Source organism: Xenorhabdus thuongxuanensis (assembly GCF_001908095.1).
GTDB lineage: Bacteria > Pseudomonadota > Gammaproteobacteria > Enterobacterales > Enterobacteriaceae > Xenorhabdus > Xenorhabdus thuongxuanensis.
On record NZ_MKGR01000004.1, the window covers coordinates 141,442 to 155,742 of the forward strand.

The window sequence follows — 14,301 nt, forward strand, 5'->3', positions numbered from 1 at the left end:
AACTCTATGTTTATTTTATATATTTTTGATGCCAATATTTTCCGAAAAGTATATCCCAATTTTTATCTGGAAATTTTTCAAATCCAGCTCCAGGATAGACAGTTAGTTCACCAAATGTTATTTTTTCTTTGAAAGAATAAAGATCAACTCTAATAAAGTCAAAATGTTGTCCAATTTTCTCTGCAATACATATCATTGAATCTAAATAATCAGGTTTGTCTGGTGTGGGAAGTTTTCTTGGATGACTATATTCAAAATTTAGTTCATCCCAATTAGAATCAAAAATATTTCTCGTATGAGCTATAAAACGATCTGAATCTAGTTGTATAAAATATACTTTACCATGGAAAACAAAAAATTTATAATCATCGGGTTCTTTTCCTTCAAAATCCAAGTATTCCTCTATAAAAACATATTTTGGAATATTTTTATATGCCCATTCTCCTAGTGCACCGGCTTGATTTTTTTTTAACCATGATTTCGCTAATTTTTTCATCTCTAATATATTTATATGCGCTGAATTTTTTATTATTTTTATAGTTTGGCTAGTATGATTAGCCTTGAAAACATAATTTTCTGGAAGACTAGTTAATAATGATTCATCAATATTATTAATTTCATTTGAAATCCATAAATTTTTAGGGATGTATAGTTCTGGGCATATTTTTTTTACAAATTCTTTAGATTTAATTTTATCTGCTGCTATTGTCAGTAATTCACTCCTGTCATGGATCTTTCTTAATTGTATTTTTTCATTGAAAGTTATAGGATTTCTAAAATTACATAATTTTTTGAATCTTCTAAAGAATAATATTTGCAATCTAGTTTTTAAAGGTAAAATAGATATTATTTTATGAAAAAGTCTGTATTGTAAAGAAGGCATAGTAATTTTACTCTGATAGGATTTTTTCCAGATTATATATCATAGAAGAAATATTAAATTTATTGATTGTTTTATTGGGATTAACTAAACAATGTTCTAGGCAATAGTCAATATTCTCAGCAATATCTATTGACAAAAAGTCTTCGATGATTATTCCATCATTATTATCTGTCATAATTTCTTTTACCCCAGCTATATTTGTTGCAATAACTGGTACACCTAGTGATAATGCTTCTATTATTATAGTTGGTAAGGCTTCTGATGATTTAAAATTGACTGTGTTATTATTTAACACTATTTTACCTTCTTTTATCGATGAAAATAATATTATATCACTTTTTTCAATAAAAGACGAAACATCATCAACCCATCCATAAAATTCTATTTTGACATTTAATGGTAGTTTTTTGACATCGTTTTTTATTTTTTCTAAATACTTATCACCTATTTCCCCTATAGGAGTACCTAAAACTCTAAGTAGATATTTCTTATTATTTTTAATTTTTGATAATGCTTCTAGGATATTGTGTAACCCTTTATGTGGCACTAAAGTTCCAGCATATAATAATTGTATTAAATCTTTGTTTGTTGTATTTGATTTTTTTGTATTGTTGAAATTAAACCCATTATATACAATGTGAGAAAATCTGTATTTTTTTATAGATTCTTGTATATATTTAGAAGGAACTATAATAGTGTCTGGTATTTTACATAGTATCTTGTTTAGCCTATGTGAATAATTTAATTCACCATGTAGATGCCAAATGATTTTGATTCCAAATAATCGTGCAAGCAAGCAAGAAGCTATTAGTCCTTTGGGATCATAGCAATATATAGAGTTACATTTTAGGCGCTTGGCAAAATATATTGTTTGTATGTTTAGTATTGTAATTAAATAAATTAATTTAATTTTATTAATGAATTTTGTGTTTTTTAGAGAGAAATTTCCGGTTCCGAATACATTTTTAATTAAATGTTCATGACTATAGTATAGATGAGGATAAGCTTCATATTTCTTTGATATTCCTGTGTCTAATTTTCGGCATAAAATATATAACTTTCTGTTTTTGTTATGTAGATTGTTAGCTATATTTAGTGTTACTTTTTGTGCTCCTGAAATTATAGTGGATAAATCAACAAATAAAATACCATTAAGATTTTTCATGAGTATATTCTTTTTTGGAAGAGTCTAAGTTTAACAAATATATTATTAAGAGATAAAATATGAGCATAAAACTAAATAAGTTGATTTTAGTTAATAAAATAACATAAAAAAATAAAATATCAGTTTTTGTTTTTAATTTTTTGTATATACATATAATAAATAAAATTAAACCTATCAAACCCATTTTTATTATAATGAATAACCATAATCCATTATCATTTAAAGATGCAATATTTAATTTCCATAGAGTATCATTCTTTAAATTAATAGTAATTTCATTCATCATACCAAGCATTCCATTTCCGAAAATTAAAGAAAAAGCATCTTGAGAGAAAATTAAATTTATTAAATTAAATCGTATTTCTGTTGCTGTTCCATCTAGTGAGTTAAGGCGAAGTAACGCAAAATAAGTTATTAATATAATGAAAAAAGGAAGAATAAGACTTGTTATTATCTTTAGAATATTACTATTTTTTTTATATAAAAAAAATAGTAATAAGAAAGTTCCATAGATTAACGCTGCAACCGATAATGATAAAATTACGGAAAAAATAGATATAAGCATAAGTGTATCTATTTTTTTATTTACTAATAAATTACATGCTATTAGACAAGTTATAAAAGCTGCATAAGTAGATGGTTCTTCGAAAAAACCTGTGGGCCTATAAATTTGTCCAATTATAGGAATGAAGAATCTTGAACCATAACGTTGATGCTCACCTGTTATAATTGCAAGAGGATCTATATAATATGAAGTTGAGTATACTACTATAAACTGTATGAAAAAAATAGATAAGTTTATTATTAAACAATATCTAATTATTAAATTTAATACTCTTATGTCGTTTCTAAAGGAATAAATGATAGTAAAAGCTGATAATATTTTAAATGTAAATCCTAATGAATATTGGGAGAATGAGTATTCAAGATTGTTTTTATGAGGACCTATATCAAAATAGGATGGTAATGATAATATAATTAGAATTATTATAATTGAAATTGTTTTTTTTATATGAATTTTATCTAATATAAATTTGTCTTTGGTTAAGATAAGCATCCATATTATAATTAAGCAAGGAAATATTATTATATATCTTAATTTCTGATAGTTTTCTAACATCCCTATAAATAATATTATAGTGGACAATACATAAATTATTTTTTTATATACGGTATTATTTAATATATTGGTTTTCATGAGATCTAGCTATATTATCTTAAAAAGATTTTTGATTTCATTATTATCTTCCGGATGAAAAGTTAATTTGTGCTCTAATAATTGTATGATTTTTTCTGAAAAATTTTTATTATCGTAGCAAGGTATTAAATATCCATTGATACCTTCTTTGATAATTTCACTAGGCCCACTTTTGCAGTCAAATGATATAACAGGGGTTCCGCAAGCTAAAGATTCAGTTAGTACATTTGGGTAGCCTTCATAGTATGAAGTCAAAATTGTCATACGAGATTTATTATAATATTCTTTTAAGTTGTTACTTGATTTTAAATGTTCAAATTTTATATTTTCTTTTTCTAACTCTTCTCTTAGATTATATTCTAATTCACCTTTTCCTATAATTAGTATTCTGATTTTCTTTTTTTTATGAACTAATTTTATGATTTTTGATAAATTATCGATTCCTTTTTGCTGAACTAAACGACCAACATATAATATATCATATTCTTTTTTTATATTTTTTTCTTGTTTATAACATTTGGCAACAGGATTACGTATAACGTGTATTTTTTTTTCATCTATTCTCATAAAATTTATCATATCTTGTTTCATTGCATTACATTGTGCAATATAAGCATCCATTCTTTTGTAGAAAATGTGCATTAGAATTCTAGTTGATAATTTTTTTATCTTAGAACTTCTATTTTTTCTTAAATCTGATGATAAATTGTTAACATTTCTAGCAATTATTTTGGTATTTAATTTTTTTACCTTTTTTAAAAAAAATGTTATTAAGGCTATTTGATGATTAAATGATATAATTGAATCAAAATTATTTAGCGGCGTAATATCATGTATTAGCTTTGAAATTGCTTGTATTCCATTTTTGACATTAAGACTTATTATGTTTACATTTTTATTAAGCTCATTTATATAAAATAAATCATTTTTATGATAAACAAGAATTGTTACTTTAAATCCTTCCTCAGTTAATTTATTCGCATAATTTACGCACACTCTTTCTGCTCCACCAGCGGTTAGTGCATTAATAAATAAGCATATTTTTTTCATTTTTTATTTTTTTCTTGAATTATTTCTAATAATAAGTTTTTATGTGACTCACATTGTAGTATATTTTGGAGAGTTATTTTCTTATTAGAGCTTTTAATATCATATAGATTTAGATTGAAAATTTTATTTATAGCTCGACTTACTTTAGATGACATAGTAAGCCAATTTACATATGCGTTTTCTCTACTTTTCTTAAATTTATTCCATTCTTCACATAGTAGTTCATATGATTCAATGACTTTGCTTTTATTTTCAAATTCCATCAAATATTTAGTATGCTCACTTCCTTCTAAAAATGAAAAAGGGATTCCATTTAATCCTTGCTTATATGGAATAATATTGAAAAATTCCATTTTTTTTGTATCTAATTTTATTCCATGGCCATAATGCCAATATGGCTCAACTTCTTCTTCGATAGGAAATATAAAATTACCTAAACTGTAAAATATATATTTATCATTATATTTCTCCATTCCGGATGCATTATGTGTATGATGTGTTACTACACAGTCTGCACCTGCATCAATAATAAATCGCATAAAAGCTTGATAATAGGGACTGGGTAAATAATAATTCTCATTTCCTCCATGAATAATTACTATTACTTTGCCTGCAAGCTTTTTGGCTGATTGAATTCTCTTCAATAAAAAAATAGGCTCACAACTTGATGCTCCTGCACTATAATGAGAAGCTAGGCAAAATTCAGACTCAGTTACATTTAAAAAAGCTATTTTTTCATCGCCTTTCTCAAGGATAAGAGGACTATTTGCAGCTGTGATATTGAGTCCTGCACCAAGATATAGTTTTCTTTTTTCTTCTAAAGTTTGTATTGTGTCTTCTAATCCTTTTTTCCCATAATCAAAAATATGATTGTTTGCTAAAGTAAAAATATCTATTGGTAATAAATCTAATATTTTTTTTGCCTTATCGATATTTACAGATAAATTGGGACCATTTTTAATTATTTTATTCTTGTGGTCAGTTATTGGGCATTCTAAATTGGCAATAAAAATATCATCTTTAGATTTTATTTTTTTTAGATTTTGGGCGATTTTTTCACATTCCTTTATATTCAAGTATTGCATGCATAAATCACCAAAAATAACAATTTTCATTTTTAATCCTCGAGGCAATTTTTATATACTAATATTATTAACCATAAATTTAACAATATTCCTGTAAGGCTAAAGATAAGTAATGTAGTATATATGTTATCAAATAAAATCCAAGAAATTATGATGGAAACTGAGCGTATAAAAAACGAAAATATATCAAGAAAAAGTATTTTATTTTGTATTCCAATAACATTGGCGGTAGCACTGTAAGGTTGATTTATAAATAATAATATAAACCAAGGTAATAAAATTTGAGCATACACACCAGATTCAATCCATTGATTTCCAAAAATAAATCCAAATAAAAATGGAAGATGTTTGAAAATTAAAATGGATATGATTAATGATGGAATTAATAAAATGATTGAAATTTTTATAAGTTCTTTTCTGATGCTTTTTTTATTTTGAAATCTTTTTATTTTATAATAAAATGCCTCCTTTACAGAAGAGGTAATTAGGGTTATCGGAGCTTGCATCGTCCTTGTTGTCATTGAATAAATACCTACAATAGCAGCAGTTGAGAATATTGTCATTGATAGGTTTACTATATATTGCGATGACATGGAAAATATCTCTGATATAGTTTGATAATAAGTGAAATTTTTCTTTTCTTTTATTATCAAATTTATTTCTCTCAATGAAAAATAATTAAGGAATGATGTAATATGGATATTATTGAAAAAAATAAAAGATATTACATTTGATACACTATATGCAATTAATAATGAATTTGATGTTGCGGATATATAGTAACTTATTAATATTTGCAAGAATAAGCATAAGACTGTACGAACGAATCTGTGTTTAACAGCAGTGTTGAAATTACCTGTAGATAAACTGTAAGAAACAGTTAATTGTGATATGGTAAAAGTGTATAGAGAGAGAATAGTATATATGTACCATTCAAGATAAAGAAAATTAAAGGAATAAAATATTAAAATAGAAAGGAAAAATATTATTAAACTAATAATGCCACTTATGTATATTGCAGAAAATAATATATTATGTTTGTCTTTCTCGTTGCTAGCTAATAGTGCCTGATCTAATTTTAGACAGCATAATGGGCTTAATATCATTATTAATATAATGGATATTGAATATTGCCCAAGGACATCTGGAGTTATTATTCGAGACAATATAGGTAGAAATAATACGGCAATAATTTGCCCACTAAGAGAACCTGTAAATATTTTTAGGAAATTTTTTTTAAGACTAGACATATGCTTGGAGTTTTTCGACGAAAGTTTATTATTTTAGGTTTAATAGTTTTCCAATTTCTAAGTCTGCATATGGATTTTCAGGGTTATTTAATTCAGCATCGTAACCTGCTGCTGGTGTGAATGTTAATTCGCCGAAAATTACATTTCCATTATCTAAATAAAAATCAACTCGGACAAAAGGAAAGGGTTCAGAAAGGGTTTTGGCATAATCAAATAGTTTTTCAAATCCTTGTGGTTTTGGAATTTTTAGTGTGCTTTTAAATTTTTGATAATCTAGGCCATATGGTAAAATTTCCCAATCTTTTGTCATAAAGTAATACTTAGGCTTTTTAGTTTCTCTTTCTGTACATACCATAACGAATTTGGGAATTCCATTAAAACAGAATACCTTATAATCATATGGAAGAGCTCCTGATTCTGTTTCAATAAATTTCTCGCATATTATTTTTTTGTTGATTTTCTTGTAACATAACTCAACAGTATTAATCCAATAATTTTCTTTCATCCATTTTTTTATTTTTTCCTTGGCTTGTTGAATATCTAATGAATCTTTATTATTACAAATTATATTATATCCTGCACCATGATTGCATTTTAATACGAATTTTTGGGGTAGTTTTTCCCATGCTATTTCATTCTCATTATCCCATGTATAATATATTTCATTAAGTAAATGATCTAACCCTAAGTTTTGAATGTATTCTCTAACTGCATATTTATCTGCACAGGTTGTGACTAATTTGTTATTATCATATTTGTTTAGTTTTAGCCACTGAAGTTTTTCATTGAAAGTTTCTGGAAAATTAAAGTTTATTTTTTTTCTTAATCTTTTATAGAACAAGATTTGAGTGGCAAGTTTGGGTGAAATGTGGCAAAGAATAGTGAATACAAATCTTTTTAGGTGTTTCATAACATTATCTTTTTGTTTTTAAAGAAAGCTACCGCACTAGGTTACGGCTCCCAGAATGCCTGCTATGTGTGTGAAAATTTTGCTTATCTGTTTAATATAAAAGGATTTTTCTATCTTAACAAAAATTAACATATCTACGAATTATGTTAAGCAGCGACGAGATTAGTCCCTTGATGCATTGAGGTCAAGTATAATAGCTTTTTTTTCTTTAATTGTTACATTTTGTAACTAACTAAATTTCAATATGAAAGCTGCTGTTTATCTTCCATGCAACGGCAGCCAAATCATCAACCGTAATCCCCCCAAAGGGCTATCTTCTGCTTTTACCCAACCTCGATGCTGACTCACCGCAGTTTCAACTATTGCTAACCCTAATCCAGTTCCACCGGACTCCCTATCCCGTGCCTCATCCGTTCGATAAAACGGGCGGAAGATATGTTCGCGGTCTTCTGGGCTGACTCCAGGACCATCATCGTCAACGGTAATCGTTACACCTTGGTTATCTGCTTTAAATGCAACGGCAATATGGTTGCTGGAGTAACGCAGTGCATTGCGGACGATGTTTTCTAATGCGCTGCCAAGTGTTGCTGGGTTGCCATAAATTATCCAGTTTCCGGGAGGTGAGATGATATCCAGCGTTTTGCTCATCTGCTCAGCTTCGAATTTTGCATTCTCCAGAATGTCAGCCCATATATCGTGGGCTTTGATATTCTCGCGCAGTAACTCGTTTTTATGTTGATTGCGGGAAAGTACTAACAGGTCATTAATCATTCCATCCAGGCGTTGGGTCTCTGTTTCGATACGTGCCAACTCTTTGCTTTCACCGTGACGACGGCGCAGCAAAGCAGTCGCCAATTGTAAGCGGGTAAGGGGCGTGCGCAGTTCATGGGAGATGTCGGAAATCAGGCGTTGTTGAGCGGTGACCATCCTTTCCAGTGCACTAATCATCTGGTTGAAACTGCTGCCGGTTGCTAAAAACTCTTGTGGACCGGATTCCAGCTCAGGGTGTTGCCGTAAGTTTCCTTTCGCGACGTCGTCGGCTGCGTTTTTGAGTTTACGAGCGGGTTTTGCCAGGCTCCATGATAGCCACAATAGCAATGGGGCGCTGATTAACATAGTGGCCGCGGGTAGTAAAAATGGTCGGTCAAACATCAAGTTAATAAAATCTGATTGTGGGCTGCCCGCTGGCCTAATGATGTAGAGATGGTAATGATCTTCTCCATCGCGGACAGAAAAGGGGCCGAGTATTTCCGAACGGCCATATTTTTTCTTTTTAGGATGATCTGCATTATCGGATTGGCCGATAAAGTTGCGGATAACTTGTTGTTGATGGGTCGGGGTATTAATGTCACTAATCAGCCCTTCACTGGAGACAAGGATCAGGCGTTGGCCAGGTGGAGTCCACAAGGCAATAGCGCGATCCAAGCGTAACCACCAGAATAGGTCATTCCTTGAATCGTGCATTAATTCGTTTTCTACTTGTTTTGCCAGTTTTTCCCCCAATTGATATTCACTATCCAAAAGAGGTGTTAACTGCCGCGAGTCCAGTTTGGGAGCCATTAAAGCTATCATCAGGACAAGTGCTAGCGTGAACCAAAAAATTGCGAATATACGGGCTGTCAAGCTATTGATCATTTTGCTGAAACCATTAAGTATCCACGGCCACGTAATGTCTTAAACCAGGGTAGTCCATCAGTTCTGTTTGGTAATTTACGGCGTAGATTCGAAATATGCATATCAATAGCCCGATCAAAAGGAGTTAAGCGTTTTCCCAATACTTCTTGGCTTAAATGTTCACGGGAAACGACTTGCCCCAAATGTTGCGCTAATAGATAAAGCAGGGTGAACTCTGTGCCAGTAAGATCCAAAATCGTACCATCAAAACTGGCTTCCTGGCGGCCGGGATTGAGTTGCAGTTTATCGATCTCCAGTATAGGTGTTCCAGTATCAGCTTGTTGTTCACTCCAGTTGGAACGGCGTAAAATGGCACGTATGCGGGCGACCAGTTCGCGATCGTTAAAAGGTTTGGGGAGATAGTCATCCGCCCCCAGCTCCAATCCCAAAACGCGGTCTAAATCGCTACCACGAGCCGTTAACATGATAACAGGGGTCTGGTGGTATTGCCGTAGCTCTTTCAGCGTCTCAATGCCGTTCTTGCGCGGCATCATGATGTCCAGCAATAATAGGTCAATTGAAGAATCGATGTATTGTAAAGCCTGTTCGCCATCGTGGGCGATTACAACATTGAATCCTTCCATCTCGAGCAATTCTTTTAATAGCGATGTCAATTCGCGGTCATCATCAACTAATAAGATTTTATGCATTAATTCTTCCTCCAAGAGCAAAATACGATAACAAACTTCGCTATTCCATGACTTTACGTTCTTTTACATGCTCTGACGCTAGTTTGCAGCCGCAGGTTTATAGTTATCCACACTGAATCGAATGCTGCTGTTCGAGAAAGCGAGGAAATTTAATGCGTAACATAGCAATATTGGCTTTAGCGTCAATGGTTGTTCTCGGAACAACAGAGGCTTTAGCTAAAACTGCTGATACGGATCATATTTCTGAGGTGAGTTCTTCCTCCGTACATCCATATTGTATGCCATATGGGTATAAGAGGGGTTTTAATCATCACCGAGACAGCCAATATAACTATAGTTATATCTTCGGTGGAATAGCGTTAACTGAACAGCAACGCGAGGAGATGTGGAATTTAGTCAAAAAGCAGCATCAGTATGAGCAGCCGCAGCTCGATATGCGAGCTGAACATAGAAAGCTGAATGCGCTTTTGGCAGCAGAAGATTTTGATGAAGCTGAGGTTCGCTCACAGCTTGAAAAAATAGCCAAAAATAATGTCGCCCTAGGTGTAGAGGTTGCACGTATTAGTAATCAGGTTTATCAACTGCTAACACCAGAGCAGAAAGAGCTGTTAAAGAATCGTCTAAAACAAATGAATGTGAAGCTCGAAAAGTGAACTTATTTTTTGCTACACAGTAGTATCAACTACGGTTTTCCTTGCCATAGACACCATCCCTGTCTTTCAGCCCCCTTGAGGGGCTTTTTTTTTCGGGTTAATTATTCAGGCAGTGATAGTCGAGACGTTAAAATCATCTAACTATCTAACATGTTTAAAAACTGTAATCTGACAAAACATATTGCTGATGCCTCATGACATAGCTTTGTACCGAAGTTGGAATATTTTGTTAGCGGAGGGATTTTATGTCTGTACTGTTTGTCGTTAGCAATCATCCTGATGGAGTTTATTGGTGGATTATGTATGTCGGCGATTAAACGAGACAGTGGAGTGAAGGACTTTGGTGAGATGTTGGATAATCAACTCACTTTGCTTTATTCGACTCTATATTTTTCCATCTAACGCGCTATTTTTATACCGAAGACAGGCTGAGTAACCTAAGGGTGGTAGTCAATGAGTATAAATTATGGGCGATGGGTCAGTTCCGCTGCGTTGGTGGCAACGGTACTGGCTAGTGTACTGTTGATCGTGAAAATTTTTACCTGGTGGTTAACAGGATCGGTGAGCTTACTGGCAGCACTGGTGGATTCATTGGTCGATTTAGCTGCCTCCTTGACGAATTTTTTCGTTGTGCGTTATTCACTTCAACCTGCTGATCAAGAACACACTTTTGGACATGGTAAGGCGGAATCACTGGCGGCTTTGGCTCAAAGTATGTTTATCTCCGGTTCGGCTATTTTCCTGTTTTTGACGGGCTTTCAGCATCTGTATTCCCCCAAACCGATGGAACATGCATCGATAGGCGTATGGGTGATTGTCGTTGCCCTGATTTCCACGTTATGTTTAGTTACGTTTCAAAAATGGGTGATCAGTAAAACCCAAAGCCAGGCGATCCGTGCGGATATGCTGCATTATAAGTCCGATTTATTGATGAATGGGGCGATTTTGGTGGCATTGCTTTTGAGTCTGTATGGTTTTAAACACGCGGATGCGCTCTTTGCCCTAGGTATTGGAACCTATATTCTCTATAGTGCGTTACGGATGGGCTATGATGCCGTACAATCTTTGCTTGATCGTGCCTTGCCGGATGAAGAGCGGCAGGAGATTATTGAGATCATCCAAAATTACCCAGGCATAGCAGGTGGGCATGACCTGCGAACTCGTCAATCAGGTCCGACTCGTTTTATCCAGTTCCATCTTGAGTTAGATGATAATTTGCCATTGGTACAGGCGCATGCTTTGGCAGAAGGGATCGAAAATAAATTGCGGAGTCGATTTCCAGGTGCCGATATTATTATTCACCAAGATCCTTACTCTGTAGTGTCTGAAGAGCGTAAAAACCGCTGGGATTGAAGGGAAATTTATTCATAATCAAAAGAACATCAAAAAACAGACATAATCTTGATGCAGGCTGGGTGTTTTTCCGTATTATAGGCATAGTTGAATCAATTCAGCTAATGCAGTGACAATCAGGTTTAGCAAATATTATATCTACAAGTCAGAGGTCATCATGATCAACAAGATTAAAAGAATCGGAGTCTTAACGAGTGGCGGTGATGCGCCTGGCATGAACGCCGCTATTCGTGGTGTTGTTCGTGCCGCTTTAACCGAAGGGTTGGAAGTCTATGGCATTTATGATGGCTATCTGGGGTTGTATGAAAACCGCATGAAGAAGCTTGATCGCTTTAGTGTTTCCGACATGATTAACCGTGGTGGTACGTTCTTGGGGTCAGCCCGCTTCCCAGAGTTTAGGGATGATAAGGTTCGGGAAATTGCTATTGATAACTTGCGCAAAAATGAGATTGATGCGTTGGTGGTGATTGGCGGGGATGGCTCTTATTTGGGGGCGAAAAAACTGACCGAAGCGGGTTTCCCTTGTATTGGTTTGCCTGGAACAATTGACAATGACGTCGCAGGCACAGATTACACAATTGGTTATTTCACGGCGCTGGAAACAGTGGTTGAAGCGATTGACCGTTTGCGTGACACATCAACTTCCCACAAGCGAATTTCGATTGTTGAAGTGATGGGGCGTTATTGTGGTGATTTGACCTTATCAGCAGCAATCGCGGGTGGATGTGAATTTATTGTTTTGCCTGAAAATGAAATTCCGTTCGATCGTGAAGAATTGCTGGCTGAGATTAAGGTTGGAATTCAAAGAGGTAAGCGTCACGCGATTGTTGCTATTACTGAACATGTCTGTGATGTCACTGAGCTGGCGCAATATATTGAAACAGAAACTCATCATGAAACCCGCGCGACAGTATTAGGGCATATCCAGCGTGGAGGTGCGCCTGTCGCTTATGACCGCATCCTTGCTTCCCGTATGGGGGCATATTCTGTCCAACTATTGTTGGAAGGACATGGTGGTCGCTGTGTTGGTATCCAGAACGAGAAACTTGTTCATCACGATATTATTGATGCAGTGCAAAATATGCAGCGTGTCTTTAAGAAAGAGTGGCTGGAAACAGCGAAGAAACTCTACTAATCCTTTCTTACCTGCAAGATCCTCTTTTGGAGACAGCCATATAATGTGGCTGTCTCATCTCTCATATTCTTCTTGTGCATAAGCAGAAATTTAAAATTATTTCTGAGTCATGACGCTTTCTGTCAGTTTTTATGGAAATCATAATAGGTTAGGGGAAATGTTATCGTGGTTATGCATGCAAGAGGTATAAATACAGGCTTAAGATGGGCAATTATAAAAGAGTATGCTGTGTCGGTGTTATTCTTGATGGCTTTGGTGATGACACTGATGACTAACAGTGCATGGGCAAAAGAGCTGCAATTATTGAATGTTTCCTATGATCCGACACGTGAATTTTACCAACAGTATGATGAAGCATTCCGCGAATACTGGCGTAACAAGACGGGGGATGATGTAAAAATCCGCCAATCACATGGCGGTTCAGGCAAGCAAGCAACTTCCGTTATTAATGGTCTTCAGGCGGATGTTGTGACGCTGGCACTGGCTTATGATGTAAATGCCATTGCAGAGCATGGACGTATTGATAAGAATTGGATTCAGCGTCTACCGGATAATTCAGCGCCCTATACATCAACCATTGTCTTTTTGGTGAGAAAAGGAAACCCTAAACAGATAAAGGATTGGTCGGATTTAATTCGTTCAGATGTTGCGGTGGTTACGCCGAATCCCAAAACTTCCGGTGGAGCACGTTGGAATTATCTGGCTGCCTGGGGATATGGCTTGGCGCACAACAATCAGGATCAGGCTAAAGCCAAAGAATTCGTGAAAGCACTCTATAAGAATGTGGAAGTATTGGATTCAGGCGCTCGTGGTGCAACGAATACGTTTGTGGAGCGCGGAATTGGCGATGTATTAATTGCTTGGGAAAACGAAGCTTTATTAGCGATTAATGCCTTGGGTCAGGGTAAGTTTGAAATTGTGACCCCGAGCATTTCTATTCTGGCAGAACCGACGGTTTCTGTTGTCGATAAAGTGGTTGATAAACGGGAAACGCGCGTATTGGCAACCGAATATCTGAAATATCTTTATTCTCCGGTTGGACAGGATATTGCCGCCAAGAACTATTATCGTCCTCGTGATAAAGCAACCGCAGAAAAATACCGTGCGGTCTTTCCTGATTTGAAGCTTTTTACGATTGATGATGTCTTTGGTGGCTGGGGTAACGCCCAAAAAGAGCATTTTGCCACAGGCGGAACCTTTGACGATATTGTCCGGCGTTAATCATTGAGCCAATTGTTAAGTGGCTCAGACTGAGTGAGAAAAAACCGCCACGAGTGATGCTGCGTGGCGGTTGA

13 protein-coding genes and 1 pseudogene are annotated in these 14,301 nt (G+C 34.3%); 5 read left to right on the forward strand and 9 right to left on the reverse strand.

The features are described 5' to 3' along the window. Positions 1-10: 10 nt before the first annotated feature. The 9 genes from Xentx_RS04435 to cpxR all read right to left on the reverse strand — a co-directional run bounded on the left by Xentx_RS04435 (position 11) and on the right by cpxR (position 9,865). Complete coding sequence (locus Xentx_RS04435) at positions 11-883, reverse strand: ATP-grasp fold amidoligase family protein (RefSeq protein ID WP_074019067.1); 873 nt, start codon at positions 881-883, stop codon at positions 11-13. Between the two features lie 7 nt (positions 884-890). Beyond that, on the reverse strand, positions 891-2,048 hold the full coding sequence (locus tag Xentx_RS04440) for a glycosyltransferase (protein WP_074019068.1): 1,158 nt from the start codon (positions 2,046-2,048) through the stop codon (positions 891-893). Then, complete coding sequence (locus tag Xentx_RS04445; RefSeq protein WP_074019069.1) at positions 2,035-3,246, reverse strand: hypothetical protein; 1,212 nt, start codon at positions 3,244-3,246, stop codon at positions 2,035-2,037. The genes Xentx_RS04440 and Xentx_RS04445 overlap by 14 nt, the downstream gene beginning before the upstream one ends. A 9-nt stretch (positions 3,247-3,255) precedes the next feature. Continuing rightward, the gene (locus Xentx_RS04450; RefSeq protein WP_074019070.1) at positions 3,256-4,296 is read right to left on the reverse strand and encodes a glycosyltransferase; all 1,041 of its coding nucleotides are present in this window, start codon (positions 4,294-4,296) and stop codon (positions 3,256-3,258) included. Continuing rightward, on the reverse strand, positions 4,293-5,411 hold the full coding sequence (locus tag Xentx_RS04455) for a CapA family protein (RefSeq protein WP_074019071.1): 1,119 nt from the start codon (positions 5,409-5,411) through the stop codon (positions 4,293-4,295). The genes Xentx_RS04450 and Xentx_RS04455 overlap by 4 nt, the downstream gene beginning before the upstream one ends. Before the next feature lie 2 nt (positions 5,412-5,413). After that, entirely contained in the window at positions 5,414-6,631 is a 1,218-nt protein-coding gene (locus Xentx_RS04460; RefSeq protein ID WP_074019072.1) for a lipopolysaccharide biosynthesis protein, read from the reverse strand. A 28-nt stretch (positions 6,632-6,659) separates the two neighbouring features. Further along, entirely contained in the window at positions 6,660-7,541 is an 882-nt protein-coding gene (locus Xentx_RS04465) for an ATP-grasp fold amidoligase family protein (protein ID WP_074019073.1), read from the reverse strand. Between the two features lie 258 nt (positions 7,542-7,799). Continuing rightward, the gene (gene cpxA / locus Xentx_RS04470; RefSeq protein ID WP_074019074.1) at positions 7,800-9,176 is read right to left on the reverse strand and encodes an envelope stress sensor histidine kinase CpxA; all 1,377 of its coding nucleotides are present in this window, start codon (positions 9,174-9,176) and stop codon (positions 7,800-7,802) included. Next, positions 9,173-9,865, reverse strand: coding sequence for an envelope stress response regulator transcription factor CpxR (cpxR, locus tag Xentx_RS04475; protein ID WP_074019075.1), 693 nt, complete (start codon positions 9,863-9,865; stop codon positions 9,173-9,175). The genes cpxA and cpxR overlap by 4 nt, the downstream gene beginning before the upstream one ends. 152 nt (positions 9,866-10,017) lie before the next feature. On the opposite strand from cpxR, the gene Xentx_RS04480 reads away from it, so the two are divergent. The 5 genes and pseudogenes from Xentx_RS04480 (at position 10,018) to Xentx_RS04500 (ending at position 14,227) form a co-directional block, all read left to right on the forward strand. Continuing rightward, entirely contained in the window at positions 10,018-10,518 is a 501-nt protein-coding gene (locus tag Xentx_RS04480; protein WP_074019076.1) for a Spy/CpxP family protein refolding chaperone, read from the forward strand. A 198-nt stretch (positions 10,519-10,716) separates the two neighbouring features. Then, positions 10,717-10,937 (forward strand): annotated as a pseudogene (locus tag Xentx_RS18715) (phosphatidate cytidylyltransferase); the annotation flags it as partial. 34 nt (positions 10,938-10,971) lie between these two features. Next, positions 10,972-11,871 (forward strand): CDF family cation-efflux transporter FieF, encoded by a 900-nt coding sequence (gene fieF / locus Xentx_RS04490; protein ID WP_074019078.1) that lies wholly within the window; start codon positions 10,972-10,974, stop codon positions 11,869-11,871. A gap of 157 nt (positions 11,872-12,028) precedes the next feature. After that, entirely contained in the window at positions 12,029-13,006 is a 978-nt protein-coding gene (gene pfkA / locus Xentx_RS04495) for a 6-phosphofructokinase (protein WP_074019079.1), read from the forward strand. A 246-nt stretch (positions 13,007-13,252) separates the two neighbouring features. Beyond that, positions 13,253-14,227 (forward strand): sulfate ABC transporter substrate-binding protein, encoded by a 975-nt coding sequence (locus tag Xentx_RS04500; protein WP_074019117.1) that lies wholly within the window; start codon positions 13,253-13,255, stop codon positions 14,225-14,227. Positions 14,228-14,301: the final 74 nt, after the last annotated feature.